Annotated in this window: 11 protein-coding genes; 5 read left to right on the top strand and 6 right to left on the bottom strand. The window is 75.0% G+C overall.

The window, feature by feature from the left end; genetic code table 11:
* Positions 1 to 33 precede the first annotated feature (33 nt).
* Positions 34 to 864 (bottom strand): DUF5995 family protein, encoded by an 831-nt coding sequence (locus ACIP4P_RS25830; protein ID WP_400922197.1) that lies wholly within the window; start codon positions 862 to 864, stop codon positions 34 to 36.
* Positions 865 to 1,117: 253 nt separating this feature from the next.
* Here ACIP4P_RS25830 and ACIP4P_RS25835 point away from each other — a divergent pair, with 253 nt between their 5' ends.
* Positions 1,118 to 1,960 (top strand): poly-gamma-glutamate hydrolase family protein, encoded by an 843-nt coding sequence (locus tag ACIP4P_RS25835; RefSeq protein ID WP_400922199.1) that lies wholly within the window; start codon positions 1,118 to 1,120, stop codon positions 1,958 to 1,960.
* An 89-nt stretch (positions 1,961 to 2,049) separates the two neighbouring features.
* Here the strand turns inward: ACIP4P_RS25835 and ACIP4P_RS25840 are convergent, their stop codons facing one another.
* Entirely contained in the window at positions 2,050 to 2,442 is a 393-nt protein-coding gene (locus tag ACIP4P_RS25840) for a DUF3224 domain-containing protein (protein ID WP_400922201.1), read from the bottom strand.
* Between the two features lie 129 nt (positions 2,443 to 2,571).
* Positions 2,572 to 3,663, bottom strand: a complete 1,092-nt coding sequence (locus tag ACIP4P_RS25845) for a PP2C family protein-serine/threonine phosphatase (RefSeq protein WP_400922203.1) — start codon at positions 3,661 to 3,663, stop codon at positions 2,572 to 2,574.
* A 189-nt stretch (positions 3,664 to 3,852) separates the two neighbouring features.
* On the opposite strand from ACIP4P_RS25845, the gene ACIP4P_RS25850 reads away from it, so the two are divergent.
* From ACIP4P_RS25850 to ACIP4P_RS25860, 3 genes are all read left to right on the top strand, one after another.
* A complete protein-coding gene (locus tag ACIP4P_RS25850) occupies positions 3,853 to 4,803 on the top strand; it encodes a pseudouridine synthase (protein ID WP_400922206.1) in 951 nt (316 codons plus the stop codon).
* Between the two features lie 206 nt (positions 4,804 to 5,009).
* Positions 5,010 to 5,783, top strand: a complete 774-nt coding sequence (locus tag ACIP4P_RS25855) for an SDR family NAD(P)-dependent oxidoreductase (RefSeq protein ID WP_400922208.1) — start codon at positions 5,010 to 5,012, stop codon at positions 5,781 to 5,783.
* The gene (locus tag ACIP4P_RS25860; protein ID WP_400922211.1) at positions 5,780 to 6,847 is read left to right on the top strand and encodes an S-adenosylmethionine:tRNA ribosyltransferase-isomerase; all 1,068 of its coding nucleotides are present in this window, start codon (positions 5,780 to 5,782) and stop codon (positions 6,845 to 6,847) included. The genes ACIP4P_RS25855 and ACIP4P_RS25860 overlap by 4 nt, the downstream gene beginning before the upstream one ends.
* A 25-nt stretch (positions 6,848 to 6,872) precedes the next feature.
* Here ACIP4P_RS25860 and ACIP4P_RS25865 read toward each other — a convergent pair whose 3' ends face one another.
* The 3 genes from ACIP4P_RS25865 to ACIP4P_RS25875 form a co-directional block, all read right to left on the bottom strand.
* On the bottom strand, positions 6,873 to 7,277 hold the full coding sequence (locus tag ACIP4P_RS25865) for a nuclear transport factor 2 family protein (RefSeq protein ID WP_400922213.1): 405 nt from the start codon (positions 7,275 to 7,277) through the stop codon (positions 6,873 to 6,875).
* Between the two features lie 119 nt (positions 7,278 to 7,396).
* Positions 7,397 to 11,077, bottom strand: a complete 3,681-nt coding sequence (locus ACIP4P_RS25870; RefSeq protein ID WP_400922215.1) for a SpoIIE family protein phosphatase — start codon at positions 11,075 to 11,077, stop codon at positions 7,397 to 7,399.
* Between the two features lie 1,226 nt (positions 11,078 to 12,303).
* The gene (locus ACIP4P_RS25875) at positions 12,304 to 13,713 is read right to left on the bottom strand and encodes an MFS transporter (protein ID WP_400922217.1); all 1,410 of its coding nucleotides are present in this window, start codon (positions 13,711 to 13,713) and stop codon (positions 12,304 to 12,306) included.
* A gap of 168 nt (positions 13,714 to 13,881) precedes the next feature.
* On the opposite strand from ACIP4P_RS25875, the gene ACIP4P_RS25880 reads away from it, so the two are divergent.
* Positions 13,882 to 14,421, top strand: a complete 540-nt coding sequence (locus tag ACIP4P_RS25880; RefSeq protein ID WP_400922219.1) for a winged helix-turn-helix transcriptional regulator — start codon at positions 13,882 to 13,884, stop codon at positions 14,419 to 14,421.
* The last annotated feature ends 70 nt before the right edge of the window (positions 14,422 to 14,491 follow it).

Raw genomic sequence — 14,491 nt, forward strand, 5'->3', positions numbered from 1 at the left:
CCCGCCCCGGGCCCCCGGGCCCGGTGCCTCCCGTCAAGCCTGCTCGTCGGCCGTCCGGCTCCTCGCTTCGGGGAGTCGGGCGGCCGCGCCCGTTCCGGGGTCGTCCGCGCAGCCGTCGTACGGCAGCAGCGGGAGCAGCAGGGCGTGGCCGAGCAGCCCGACCGAGCCGTCCAGGGCTGCGGTGAAGGCCCGGGCGGCGGCCGGGAGCCCGCGCAGCTCCCAGAGCGCCTGGACGGCCGACCAGGCGCCCTCCCGGGCGGTCTCGACCGACCAGGTACCGAGCAGGTGGGTGAGCGGCCCGGCGCACTCCGGCAGTTCGGGCCCGGGCAGCAACTGCTCCCGTACGACCGACTCCACCTCGGCCAGCACCCCGTTGATCCGGTGGTAGTCCTGCTCGACCTCGGCCGGCCCGCAGCCCCGGCGGAGGCAGAGGTCGACCACCGCCAACGGCAGGTCGTGCTGGATGTGGGCGTTCATCCCGGCCAGCGCGAACTGCAGCGGGTGCACGCCGGGGTGGGCGCGCAGCGCGAACAGCGGTCGCCAGCAGGCGGGCGGCTGCTGCCCGGCCGCGTCGGCGGCCACGGCCAGCAGGTACCGTCCGGCGAACACCGCGTCCAGCTCGGCCATCGCCGGCGGGTCGGCGAAGTACCCGCCGTCGGTGGAGTGGCTGTCGTCGGTCGAGTACCCGTCCGCGAGCCGGTCGCGGACCGCCTCGGTCACGGTGAGGTAGAGCCGGTTGAACACCGCCACCCCGTCGGACAGTGGCAGGGCCGCCCCGATCTCCCGCAGTCGGCCGACCACCTCCTCGACCGTCACCGGCGTTCGGGCCGCCGTCGCACGGGCCGTCGCCCAAGGGGCCGTCACCGTGCGAGTCGTGACCGTGTGAGCCGCTGGCGTGTGAGCCGCAATCGTGCGGGTCGTCGCTGGACCGGGCATGCGCCACCCTCCGAGACCGATCGTGCACTGATCGCATCATCGTGGCAGCGCGTCGCCGCGCTCGGCCGGTGCGGCGCGCGTCCGTCCGGCCGGTGTCACACGATCAGGCCGACCCCGCCGTGCGAGGGTGCCGACTTGGTCTTTGCTTTGCCTCGACTTTACCTATGGCTCACCTCCTGCCATGATCCCGACCGTGATCAACCGTCGTACCCTGCTTGCCGCGCTCGCCGCGGCCCCTGCCCTCGGCACCCTCGGCGCCGCCGTGGGCAGCACCCCCGCGAGCGCCGCCGACCTCTACCCCTCCAACACCGCGCTGTACGCCAACCCGGCCCTGGTCGAGGGCGTCGACTACGGCCGCCGCTACCGCCGCCACCTGATCGACGACCAGAGCCCGCAGGACCGCACGGCGTTCATCCGGACCACCGTCATCGCCCCGCACGGCGGCGGCATCGAGGGCGGCACCTCCGAACTGTGCCTCGCCATCGCCGGCTACCACCCCGCGGACCTCGCCCCGACCCCGGCCGCCGGGCCGGTGCGCGACTTCTGGATGTTCGAGGGCCTGCGGTCCTCCAACAACAGTGCGCTGCACGTCACCTCGACCCACTGCGACGACACCGTGGCCCGGGCGATGTGCGCCGGCAGCCTCAACGTGCTGTCGCTGCACGGCTGCACCACCGCTCAGGCCGGCCTGGAGGCGGGCGCCCAGGCCGTGCTGGTCGGCGGCCTGAACTCCACCCTCCGCCAGTACCTGATGGAGGAGTTCGCCGCGGCGGGCATCCGGGCCGTGACCGCCTCCGGTGAGGAGGAGATCGCCGGCATCTCCCCGGAGAACATCTGCAACCGCAGCATGCTCGGCATGGGCGCCCAGCTGGAGATGACCACCGAGCTGCGGGCCGCGATGTTCGCCCCGGGCAAGAACACCCGGGCCGACCGGGCGGCCAACACCCTGCCGCTCTTCTGGAGCTTCACGGCGGCCGTCCGGACCGCCGTCCAGCGCCTGGAGGCGACCCAGCCCATCCTGTGACGGACTGACTGACTGACCGACTGACCGACCGAAGGGGCGACCGGACCCCGCCCGCTGCGCCGCGCCCGTCGTCGGGGGCGCAGCGGGCGTCAGCCCAGCTGGTAGGCCAGCACGTAGGTGTGGGCGCCGGACTCGTCGACGGCCAGCCGGAACTCGCCGGTGATCCCGGCCAGTTCGCCCGCCCCCGTGCCTGGCACCACGCGTATCGTCACCCCGCTGGTGTCCCAGGCCGCGTGCTGGAGGACGAACGAGCCCGCCTTCCCGGCCAGTTCGCCGGTCACGTGCTCCACCGCGACGTACGAGGCCGGCCCGCCCGACGTGCCGCCGACGGACAGCATCCGCACCTCGCTGCGGCCGCTCAGCCCACCCGTGAACGTCTTGGTGATCCGGACCCGCCCGAAGGCGGTGCCGCCCTCGTGCTCCTCCGTCTCGCCCGGCTCGAACGCCGTCACCTCGAACGACCCGCTCACCTCGGCAGTCATGGCACGCTCCCCTCGTAGTCCGCACCCCCGGCCGACCGTTCGTCGACCGTGTGTGAAGCGTTGCACACGGCACTGACAATCGCGCCCGCGTCCTCCGGCGCAGCCGCCCCGGCAGGCCCGGCAGTCCCGTCAGTGGTCCCAGCGCAGCGCCAGCAGTGCCGCGTCGTCGGCCAGCCCGGGCTCGCCGACCCAGCCCCGGACGTCCGCCAGCACCGCGTCCAGCAGGTCCGCCGGGCTGCCGCCGTGCAGTCCGGGCAGCCGTTCCGCCAGCGGGTAGAAGCAGCCCCGGGCGTCCCGGGCCTCGGACACCCCGTCGGTGTGCAGCAGGAGCAGATCGCCCGGGCCCGGGTCGAAGCGGCTCGCCGCGTAGTCCTCCCCGGTCAGCTCGCGCAGGCCCAGCGGCGGCGCGGGGACGGGCGGCGCCAGCTCGGCGACCCGGCCCGCGCGGCGCAGCAGCGGGGGCGGATGGCCGCAGTTCACCACCCGGACCGGCTCCCGGCCGACCGGGACGTCCAGCAGCAGCGCGGTGGCGAACCGCCCGTCGTCGCCCGGCCGGGCGGTGAGCGCCGCGTCCAGCCGCTCCGCGAGCCGCGCGGGGTCCGGCTCGGTCCGTGCCGCCTCGCGGAACACCCCCAGCACGTCCGCCGCCGTCTCCACCGCCGACAGCCCGTGGCCCTGCACGTCCCCGAGCAGGACCCGCACCCCGAAGCGGGTCTCCACCACGGCGTACAGGTCCCCGCCGATCCGGGCCTCGGCCGTCGCCGCGACGTACCGGACGGCCAGCCGCAGCGGGCCGATCCGCTCGGCGGGCGGTCGCAGCAGGGCCCGCTGGGCCGCCTCGGCCACTGTCCGGACCTGGTAGAGCTCCCGCTCCCGGGCCGCCACCAGCACCACGCTGGCGGCGCTGGCCAGCGTCGAGGCCAGCACGGTGACCGAGACGGTGATCCGGACCGAGGCGGGCAGCTGGGTGTTCTCCGACTCCAGCGCGCCGACCGCGACCAGGGCCGCCGCGCCGACCAGCAGCGGCACCCGGGCTTTACGGGTGGTGGCCCCGGCGAGCACCGGGGCCACCGCGAGCAGCGGCGACAGGGTCGCCCCGGGACCGATGGCCAGGGCCGCCGCGACGGCGGAGACCAGCAGCAGGAGGGCGCCGTACAGCAGCAGCCGGGTCCGCCGTGGCAGGTGCAGCGGCGGGAGCCCGTCCGGGCCGGCGGCGGTCACGCGTCCTCCTTCAGGGGGGCAATGGTGCTCCGGGCCCGAGGGCCTTCGAACCACTTTCCCCGTACCGCCCCGGGTCAGCACCTCGGCACCCCGGCGCACCGGGGTCGCGACACCCCGGTGCCCCTGCCCCCGGTGCCCCGGTACCTCGGCGCGGGCTCCGGTGCGGCGCGCACTAGGCTGGGCCGGGAGATGAGACGCAAGAGCCGCCGCCCGGCCTCCCCCCTTCCGCAGCGCCACGGCGTGGACCCGGTCCACCTGCGGCTGCCGTTGGAGGGCGACTGGCCGACGGTCCGGGAGCACCTGGTCGAGCGGCTGCCCGCAGTGGCGGCGGCCCGGGTCGAGGCGGCGCTGCGGGACGGCGAGATCGTCGGCGAGCAGGGCCCGATCGGCTTCGACGAACCGTTTCGCCCCGGTGCGCACCTCTGGTTCTACCGGGACCACCCGGCGGAGGTGCCCGTCCCCTTCGACCTGGTGGTGCTGCACCGCGACGATCACCTCGTGGTGGTCGACAAGCCGCACTTCCTGGCCACCACCCCGCGCGGCCGGCACGTCGTCGAGACGGCGCTGTCCCGGCTGCGGCACTCCCTCGACCTGCCCGCGCTCAGCCCCGCCCACCGGCTCGACCGGCTCACCGCGGGTCTGGCCATGTTCGTGGTCCGGCCCGAGGACCGCGGCGCCTACCAGACGCTGTTCCGGGACCGGCTGGTGCGCAAGGAGTACCAGGCGATCGCCGGGTACGACCCGGAGCTGAGCCTCCCGTGCACGGTGCGCAGCCACATCGTCAAGGAGCGCGGGGTGATCGCCGCCCGGGAGGTCGTCGACGCGCCGCCGAACAGCGAGAGCCGGGTCGACCTGCTGGAGCACCGCGACGGCCTCGGCCGCTACCGGCTGCGGCCGCTCAGCGGGCGCACCCACCAGCTGCGGCTGCACATGAGCGGCCTCGGGCTGCCGATCCTCGGCGACCCGGTGTATCCGGTGGTGCTGCCCGAACCGGCCCCGGACGACTTCCGCCGACCGCTCCAACTGCTGGCCTCGACGGTCGAGTTCACCGACCCGCTGTCTGGCCGGGAGCGCCGCTTCGAGAGCCGGCGCACGCTCGCCGCCTGGGCCGACCGGCCCGGCTGGGAGTCGGGGGCCTGACCGGCACCCGCCCGGGGCCGGACCGGCACCCGCCCGGGGCCGGACCGGCACCTGCCCGGGGCCTGACCGGCGCGTAGCCGGGTTCGTGGGACCCGGCCGGCCCGGCGAAGTCCTGGGTCCGGCCTGCGGTCTAGGGCGAACGGAGGACCCGGTCCCGGTTCCGTCGCCCGATCCGTCGCCCGCCCCGGCGGCGGGATCGTTGAGTCATGAACGCAGCACCGCACACCGCCCCCGCCCCCGTCGCCCTGGTCACCGGTGCCTCTCGCGGCCTCGGGCTGGCGCTCGCCCACGTCCTCGCCGCCGACGGCTGGCACCTGGTGATCACCGCCCGCGGCGCGGCCGAACTCGCGGAGGCCGCCGCCGGGCTGGCGGCCGTCACCGAGGTCGTCGCGCTCCCGGGCTCGATCGTCGACGACGACCACCGCGCCCACCTGGCCGAGGCCGCCGAGGGCCTCGGCGGCGCGAGCCTGCTGGTCAACAACGCCGGAACGCTCAACGGAGCCGCCGACCCCGGCGCCGAACCGCTGCCCCGGCTGGCCGACTTCCCGCTGCCCGACCTGCTGGAGGTCTTCGAGGTCAACGCGCTCGCCCCGATCGCCCTCACCCAGCTCGTCCTGCCGCAACTGCGCGCCCACTCCGGTGCCGTCCTCAACATCAGCTCGGACGCCGCCGTGGTGCCCTACCTCGGCTGGGGAGGGTACGGCGCCAGCAAGGCCGCGCTGGACCTGGCCACCGCCGTACTCGCCCGCGAGGAAGAGGAGTTGAGCGTCTGGGCGGTCGACCCGGGCGGCATGCGCACCCGGATGCTGCAGCAGGCCGAGCCCGACCAGGACCTCTCCGGCGAACCGCTGCCCGAGCAGATCGCCCCGCTGCTGCTGGGCCTGCTGCGCGACCGCACCCCCTCCGGCCGCTACCGCGCCGAGGACCTGGCCACCGGGGCCCCGGAAGTCACCGCGGCGGCCGGCGGTGGCGGGCGATGACGACCCCGGCCGGGCTCGACCCCGACGTCACCGTCCCGCCCGAACTCTCCGCCCGCGCACCGGCGGAGGCGCGCGGCGGGGCCCGGGACGGCGTGCGGATGCTGGTCGGCCGGCGGGCCACCGGCGCCGTGGAGCACCGCCGCTTCACCGACCTGCCCGAGGTGCTGCGCCCGGGGGACCTCCTGGTGGTCAACAACTCGGCCACCCTCCCGGCCGCCCTGCCGGGCCGACTGCCCGACGGCACCCCGGTCGTGCTGCACCTCTCCTCCGCCCAGCCGGACCGACAGGGCGCCCATCTGGTCGAGTTGCGCCGGTCGGTGCCCGGCGCGGCGGCGGCCTACTATCCGCCGGAGGAGTCCCCGGCCCGCCCGGGCCTGCGCGTCTCGCTCCCGGCCGGCGGCGCGGCCGAGCTGGTGCAGGCCTTCACGCCGCGCCTCTGGTACGCCGAACTCACCCTGCCGGCACCCCTGTTGCGCTACCTGGAGTTGCACGGCCGGCCGATCCGGTACGGCTACGTGGACCGCGAGTGGCCGATCGAGGACTACCAGACGGTCTTCGCGACCGTCCCCGGTAGCAGTGAAATGCCCAGCGCGGCAAGGCCGTTCACGGCCGGGACGGTGGCCCGGCTGGCGGGCCGCGGGGTGCTGGTCGCACCGGTCACCCTGCACACCGGGGTGGCCTCGCCGGAGGCGCACGAGGCCCCGTACGCCGAGCGCTTCCACGTACCGGCGGCCACCGCCCGACTGGTCGGCCACGTCCGGGCCGGGGGCGGCCGGGTGATCGCGGTCGGCACCACCGTCGTGCGCGCCCTGGAGTCGGCCGTCGGGTCGGACGGCACGCTCCAGGAGGCGGACGGCTGGACGGAGTTGGTGATCACCCCGGAGCGCGGCGTGCGCGCCGTGGACGGTCTGCTCACCGGCTGGCACGAGCCGCGGGCCTCCCACCTGCTGATGCTGGCCGCCGTCGCGGGCCGCCCGCTGCTGGCCGCCTGCTACCGCGAGGCCGTCCGACGGCGTTACCTGTGGCACGAGTTCGGGGACGTCAACCTGCTGCTGCCGAACTGACCGACGGGCCGTGCGGCGGCGGCGTTCAGGCCAGCAGGGTCTGCGCCACGTGGTGGGTGTCCAGGTACTCGCGGACGGCGGTGATCAGGCCGTTCTCCACGGTGAACACGCCCAGGCAGTGGTTCCGGTACGCGGTGCCGTTGGCGGCCGTCCCGACGGTGGTCCACTCGGCCACGGCCTGCGGGCCGTCGGCGAGGACCCCGGTGAGGGTGATGGCCGGCAGGCCGTCGGGGGCGAACAGGGTGCCGACCTGGCCGAGGAAGTCGCCGAAGATCTCCTGCTTGCCGTGCCAGGTGCGGGAGAGCGCGAGGTCGCCCGGGTAGGTCCAGGTGGCGTCCTCGGCGAACAGGGCGACGGCGGCGTCCCGTTCGCCGGCGGCGATCCGGGTGACGTACTCGGTGACGACGGTGCGGGCGTCGGTCTGCGACATGGTGGGCTCCTGGCTGCTGTGGTCCGTCCGGTCGGGCTCTCCGGCCGTGGCACCAGCAAAGCCCGGGGGCCGCCGGGGCGGCCAACAACCCCGGGTGCCTGCCGACAACCGCCGGTTGTTCATCCAGGCGGGGCGTCCGGCGGCAGCTCCAGCTCGAACCAGACCACCTTGCCCTCGCCGGTCCGTCGGCTGCCCCAGCGGTGCGCCAGCTCGTTGACCAGGTGGATGCCGCGCCCGCCCTCGTCCTCGTTGCGGGCCCGGCGGATCCGGGGCGTCTCGTCGTCCCGGTCGGCGACCTCGACGGTGAGCACCCGGTCGCAGAACAGCCGCAGCTGGGTGGGCGATCCGGCGTGCACCAGGGCGTTGGTGATCAGCTCGCTGGTGAGCAGTTCGGCGCCGTCGCTGAGCGCGTCCAGGCCCCAGGCGGCGAGCGTCTCGCGGGTGAACCGGCGGGAGTGGGCGACCATCGCGTGGTCGCCGGTGAGCGGCAGGGCGGCGATCCGGTCGGCGCCCTGCGGGCGGACCTGCGCCATGATGACGGCGATGTCGTCCTCGGCGGTGGGTCCGGTGAGCCGGGTCAGGACGGCGTCGCAGGTCTGTTCCAACGACTGGCGCCGGTCGGCGACCGTGCGGCAGAGCAACTCCAGCCCCTCGTCCAGGTCGTGGCCCCGGCGCTCGACCAGCCCGTCGGTGTAGAGGGTCAGGATCGCCTCCTCCGGCAGGGTGAACTCGACGCCCTCGAACGGGACTCCGCCCACACCGAGCGGTGCGCCCGGCGGTAGCTCGACCAGCCGGGCGTGGCCCGCGGTGTCGGCGACCACGGGCGGCAGGTGGCCGGCGCACGCGGCGGTGCAGCTGCGGTCGGCCGGGTCGTAGACCACGCAGACGCAGGTGGCGAACTGGCCCTCGCCGAGCGCCGCGGTGGCCTCGTCCAGCCGGTGCAGGACCCGGGTAGGCCGCAACTCCAGGGTGATCAACGTCCTTGCCACCGTCCGGAGTTGGCCCATGGTGGCGGCGGCCCGGATGCCGTGGCCCATCACGTCGCCGACGATCAGGGCGACTCGCCCGGAGGACAGCGGCACCACGTCGAACCAGTCGCCGCCGACCTCGCTGACCACGCTGCTGGGCAGGTAGCGGTAGGCCAGTTCCAGGCCGAGGGTGCGGTGGATCTCCTGTGGCAGCAGGCTGCGTTGGAGGGTGAGCGCGGTGTCCCGCTCCCGCCGGTAGAGCCGGCCGTTGTCGATCGCCAGCGCGGTGCGGGCGGCCAGTTCCTCGGCCAGCGAACGGTCCGCCGGACCGAACGGCACCGGATTGCGGCTGCGGACGAACTCGGCGCCGCCCAGCACCAGTCCGCGCGCCACCAGCGGCACCATCAGGTACGAGTGCACCCCGGAGGCCAGTGCCGGCTGCACCCGATCGGGGGAGGCGACGATCCGCCGCAGCTCCTCCTCGGTCACCTCGGAGACCAGGATCGAGCGCCGGGTGCGCAGGCTCTGCGCGTACACCGCCGCGGACTGGGAGGTCTCGCCGACCTGGTCCGCGGCCGCCGTCATGACGTTGTCCGACGCCGAATCGCCGACCGCCACCGCCCGCATCAGCACCGGCCCGACCCGCGGCACCGCGCCCGGCTCCTCGCCGCCGAGCACCGCGTCGCGCAGGTCCACCGTGACGAAGTCGGCGAAGCGCGGGATCACCACGTCCACCAATTCCCGTGCGGTGCGGTGCAGATCGAGCGTGGTGCCGATCCGGTTGCTGGCCTCGTTCAGCAGACCGAGCCGCTGCTGGGCGGCCCAGGCCTCGTCCAGCGCGCGCTGCCGGGCGGTGGCCGCGTCGCGCTCGCGGGTGAACAGCAGCGCGTTGTCGATCGACACCGCCGCCCGCACCGCCAACTCCCCGGCCAGCGCCAGGTCCTCGTCCTCGTACGGGCGCTCGACCAAGGTGCGGTAGAAGCCCGCGACGCCGATCGGATTGCCGCGCGCGATCAACGGCACGACCATGAACGACAGCACGTTCTGCTCCCGTACGGCGGCGGTGCGCACCGGATCGTCGGCGAACCAGGCCATGCCCTCCTCGTCCATTCGCGGCACCAGCACCGGCTTGCGGTGCGCCAGGCTCCACGCGTACGGCGAACCGGGCGTGAACCGGTGCACCCCGCCCAGCCGGGCGATCGGCGCCAGGGTCGAGCCGTGCACCGAGTGGAACGCCATCCGGCGCAGCAGCGCCGAACCGTCCGCGGGGGCCCGGGCCTCGCGCTCGCCGCGGACCAGCTCCTCCAGCACCTCCACCACCACCGTGTCGGCCAGCCGGGGCGTCGCCACCTCGGCCAACTCGTGCGCGGTGCGGTCCAGATCGAGCGTGGTGCCGATCCGGGCGGAGGCCGCGTTGACCAGCGCGAGCCGCTCCTGGGCGGCCTTCGCCTCGCGCAGCGCCTGCTGCCGCGCCAGCACGGTCTGGTGCTGGCGCAGGTACAGCCGGGCGTTGTCGATCGCGACGGCCGCCCGCGAGGCCAGCTCGTCACCGAGCGTGATGTCGGCCGCCGCGAAGGACTCCCGCTCACCGCGCCGCGAGTACACCACCATGCCGAGCGTGGTGCCGCGCGCCACCAGCGGGGTGATCCGCACCGAGCGCGGCCGGTCGCCCAGGAACGCCCGGCGGCCGCTCTCGTCGATGCCGTCGCTCAGCGGCGGCAGCTCCCAGGACGGCACCACCACCGTCCGCCCGGTGATCAGCGCCCGGGCGTACGGGGAGTCGGCCGGCAACTCGTACACCGAGTCCAACGGCAGCGCGTCGGCAGGGTACAGCGGGTCGGCGGTGGCGATCGCCAGCCGGCGCACCAGCTGCGGGGTGTCCGGGACGGGCGCCTCGACGTTGCGCCCGGCGATCAACGCCTCCAGCGCGAACACCCCGCTGATGTCGGCGACCCGGGGCACCATCGCGTCCGCCAGCTCCCGGGCGGTCTGCCGCAGGTCGAGGGTGGTGCCGATCGAGGCCGTGGCGTCGACCAGCAGCGCCAGCCGCTCCTGGGCCCGGGCCGCCCGGGCGTCGGACCGGTAACGCTCGGTGACGTCGACGATGGTCGCGCTCACCCCCAGCACCCGTCCGACCCGGTCCGCCAGCCGGAAGTACGAGGCCGACCAGGCCCGGTCCCGGCGCGGATCGTCCGGCGTCCGGCCGTGCGCCCGGAAGTCCACCACCGACCGGCCGCTCGCCAGCACCTCCCGCATCACCGCCTCGGACTCGACGGCGTTGATCCCCGGCAGCACCTCGGTCAGCCGCCGCCCCAGGTGCTCGGCGGCGGCCACACCGTTGCTCTGGGCCAGCGCCTCGTTCAGCCGCACGTACCGCAACTGGGTGTCGAACACGGCCATCCCGACCGGGGACTGGGTGAAGAAACCGTCCAGCACGGCCAGATCCGCCTGGATCCGGCGCAGCGTCGTCACCTCGGACGCCACCGCCAGCACCAGCGGCACCCCGCCGGGCCCGCTCACCGGATGGGTCCGGAACTCCAGGTTCACCAGGTGCCCGTCCCGGTGCCGCACCGGGAACACCCCGGACCACTCCCGGCCCGCCAGGATCTCCCGGAACAGCTCCAGCACCTCGGGCCGCTGCTCGTCGGAGGTCAGCAGCCGTGCCGCCTTCGCCCCCACCGCCTCGTCCGCACGGTAACCGAGCAACGCCTCCGCGTCGCCGCTCCAGTGCAGGATCCGCCCGTCGGCCTCGATCAGCGCCGTGGCGATCGGCACCATCAGCAGGGCGTCCCGCCGAGGCTCCCCCCGGCGCTGCGCGTCGTCGTCCACCATGGCCAGAGAACCGCCCGGAGCTCGTTCCCCCCAGCCCTGCCATCCTCGCACGCGGCCCCCGAGCCCCGCCCCTCGTGGCTACCGGCCCACCCACCGCAGCGTGGGCGCCACCAGGACCCGCACCAACCGGTTGTGCAGCACCCGGTACCCCGGCGTCACCCACAACCGGGACCTGTCGACCACCGGCGGCGCACCGTCCCGGTAGAGGTACGCGACGTACCACCGGTACAACGGCCCCCCGGCAACCAGCAACACCGGCGCCGCCACCACGGCCCCGACCCACACCGCACCCCGGAAGACAAAGTCCCCCACACTCCCCGCCCTCATGCGCCAACACTCCCACACCCGCCACAAGTTGTGCTCCCGGCTCCGCGTCCGGCCCCCGGCCCCGGTTCACGGCCCTTGCCCCTACGGCCACCGGCAGCCGGGCTGCGGGCTGCAGGACGGATGCCCGGCTCCTTGAAGCCACGCCCCGACGAGACCGCCTCATGACCACCCCCACCCCACCCGCGCGTGCAACGGCCGGGTGGGCGGCGAACGCTGCAGGTCGGTCCGGCGTGCCGAGCGAGCAGCTCGGCCGCGCCGGACTTCCTGCGTTGGCCAGGTGGGCGGTTTCGGCCCTGTCGGTCGGCGTCGCATGCCACGCTGCTCGGCCGCGCGCGGAAAGTCGGCCGGCCCGACTTCTCGTGCAGCGGTCGGGCGGGCAGCGAACGGCGCTGTTGGCCGTTGCGCCTTTCCGAGCGGCCGACCCGACTTCCGATGTTGGCCGGGCACGCCCCGCCGGTGGGTCTGGCGTCCGATGGCACCGCAGGCCGTGACCCCTGCGTTCGGCCGGCCGGGAGGTGACCGTACTCCTCAGCAGCCCGACCCGGCAGATGGCGGGTTGGGCTGGACTCCGTGGGCCAGCGGCGGTGCCCAGGGGGCGTGCCCAGTGTTGTGCAGTCGGGACCGGCGGGGCCGCTTGGCTGGTGGCCGCGCACAGGAAGTCGGCCGGGTCGACTTCCCGCGTGTGCGCCAGGGGCCGGAGGGGTGGGCTTCCGGCGTACGGGAGTGGTGGCCGGGGGTGGGCTGTTGGTCGCGCACAGGAAGTCGGCCGGGTCGACTTCTTGTGTGTCGTGCCGGGAGTTGGAGGGGTGGGCTTCTGGCGTTCGGGGGCTGGCTCGGGTTGGTGCGGGTCGATTTCCCGCGTGTGTGCCAGGAGTCGGAGGGCTCGGCTCTCTGTGGCGTCAGCGGGTGCGTGCAGGGTGTGGGGCGGGTGCGGTGCGGGTGGTGAGGGTGAGGGTGGCGCCGAGGAGGCAGAGGGCGGCGGCGACCAGGACGGCGTGGTCGGTGCCCGTGGCCAGGGTGTCGGCGGTGGTGGCGGGCCCGGGGGTGCCGGCGACGGCGACCGTTACGGCGACGCCCAGGGCGGAGCCGATGTAGCGGGAGGTGTTGTTGGCTCCCGAGCCCATGGCCGCGCGGTGCGCGGGGACGCTGCTGACGGCGAGCCGGGCGAGGGCCGCGTTGAGGACTCCGCTGCCGACGCCGGCGACCGCGAGTCCGGGGGCCAGCCGCAGCCAGGAGGAGCCGGGTGTGAGTCCGTACAGTCCGGCTTCGCCGAGGCCGCAGATCAGCAGGCCGAGGGCGACCTGGGCGGTGGCCGACAGGCGGGCGGCCAGTCGGCGGGCCTGGAGGGCGGCGATCACGGACAGGCCGGACCAGAGGGCGAGCACGCCGCCTGCGGCGAGGCCGGAGAGGCCGAGTACGCCTTGGAGCAGGGTGGGCAGGTAGCTCATGAAGCCGACCAGCGAGAGCCCGGTGAACAGGGCACCGCCCGTTGCGGCGATGAAGCCGGGGTTGCGGAAGAGAGAGAGGTCGAGCATCGGCTCGCGGACCGTCGCCTCGACCACGGCGAAGGCGGCCAGCAACACCACCCCGCCCGCGAGCAGCGCCACCACCGCGGGCCGTGCCCAGCCGCTGCGGCCCTCGGCGAGTCCGGCGATGAGCAGGGTCGTCCCGGCGGCCAGGGTGAGCACGCCGTACGGGTCGAGCGGGCGGGGTCGTTCGGCCCGGGATTCGGTGAGACCGACGGCCGCGCAGGCGGCCACGGCGGCCGAGACGAGGGCGAGTCCGCCACTGACCGCGCGCCAGTCGGCCCACTGTTGGACGAGGGCGCCGTAGACCGGTCCGACCGCGATGCCGAGGCCGACGGAGGCGCCCCAGATCCCGAGCGCCCGGATCCGCTCGGGCCCGGCCGGGTGGGCGTGGCTGATCAGGCCGAGCGCGGGTGCCAGGACGGCGGCCGAGGCGATGCCGAGCAGTATTCGGGCGGCCAGGTAGACGGTGCCGCCGGGGGCGAGCGCGGCCAGGGCCTCGGCGGCGGCGAACAGCAGGACGCCGGAGGTGAAGACCCGCTTGCGGCCGTGGTCGTCGGCGGCGCTGCCGGCGGTGAGCAGAAGGGCCGAGATGCCGACCAGGGTGCCGGTGAGGATCCAGGTGCGGCCGGTGGCGCCGAGGTGGGCGGCCTGGGCGGTGGCGGCGAGCGAGGCGGTGGGGGCCGTGTAGGCGACGGTGACCAGGGCGGTCGCGGCCGCCGTGACGGCCAGCGTGGCGCGGGGGCGGACGGGGGCGGCGGAGTCGGATGGTGCGGGGGACATGGTGTTCCCTCCGGAGGGCGGACCTGGCGGACCCGGAGGACCGGGCCGAACCCGGAGGACCGAGGCCGGACCGCTAGGTCTGGTGAATGAACCTTCGTCTCGCGCAGCACGCTACCACCGAAAGTCTGTTCATTGAACCCACTCCCTAAGTGGACTACCCTGACGCACATGGCCCTGGGAACCGACTACGAACTGCAGGACTGCGCGCTGGCCCGCGCCCTGGAGGTGGTCGGCGAGCGTTGGAGCCTGCTGATCGTCCGCGACACGTTCTACGGAGTGCAGCGCTTCAACGACTTCCTCGCCCACCTCGGCATCCCGCGCGCCGTCCTCACCGCGCGCCTCAACGCCCTGGTCGCGGCCGGGGTGCTGCGCAAGGAGCCGTATCAGCAGGCGCCGCTGCGCCACGGCTACCTGCTCACCGGGGCAGGTCTCGAACTCTGGGGCCCGCTCTATCAGTTGAGCCGCTGGGGTGGCCGGCACGCGACCCCGGGCGGACCGCACCACCTGTTCGCGCACGTCCCCTGCGGCACCGACCTGGACTTCGTCGGAGCCTGTCCCGCGTGCGGCGGCGGGCCGGTACCGCCGACCGAGGTCGCGATGCGGCCCAACCCCGCCCGCACCGACGACCACCACCGGGAGGACCCGGTCTCCCGCGCCCTGGTCCGCCCGCACCTGCTGCTGGAGCCGATCGCCTCGGCGGCCGCGTGACGCGACGCCGTCCGGGGGCGGGCAGGCCGACGAGGCCGCCGGCAGCTCGCCGACGGCCTCGCGGGTCACC

It is taken from the genome of Kitasatospora sp. NPDC089509 (genome assembly GCF_044749365.1).
Taxonomy (GTDB): Bacteria; Actinomycetota; Actinomycetes; order Streptomycetales; family Streptomycetaceae; genus Kitasatospora.

Coding starts and splice junctions, on each gene's coding strand:
- ACIP4P_RS25870 (WP_400922215.1), bottom strand. CDS start 11,077: ATGGTGGACGACGACGCGCAGCGCCGGGGGGAGCCTCGGCGGGACGCC.
- ACIP4P_RS25875 (WP_400922217.1), bottom strand. CDS start 13,713: ATGTCCCCCGCACCATCCGACTCCGCCGCCCCCGTCCGCCCCCGCGCC.
- ACIP4P_RS25855 (WP_400922208.1), top strand. CDS start 5,010: ATGAACGCAGCACCGCACACCGCCCCCGCCCCCGTCGCCCTGGTCACC.
- ACIP4P_RS25835 (WP_400922199.1), top strand. CDS start 1,118: ATGATCCCGACCGTGATCAACCGTCGTACCCTGCTTGCCGCGCTCGCC.
- ACIP4P_RS25850 (WP_400922206.1), top strand. CDS start 3,853: ATGAGACGCAAGAGCCGCCGCCCGGCCTCCCCCCTTCCGCAGCGCCAC.
- ACIP4P_RS25860 (WP_400922211.1), top strand. CDS start 5,780: ATGACGACCCCGGCCGGGCTCGACCCCGACGTCACCGTCCCGCCCGAA.
- ACIP4P_RS25840 (WP_400922201.1), bottom strand. CDS start 2,442: ATGACTGCCGAGGTGAGCGGGTCGTTCGAGGTGACGGCGTTCGAGCCG.
- ACIP4P_RS25880 (WP_400922219.1), top strand. CDS start 13,882: ATGGCCCTGGGAACCGACTACGAACTGCAGGACTGCGCGCTGGCCCGC.
- ACIP4P_RS25865 (WP_400922213.1), bottom strand. CDS start 7,277: ATGTCGCAGACCGACGCCCGCACCGTCGTCACCGAGTACGTCACCCGG.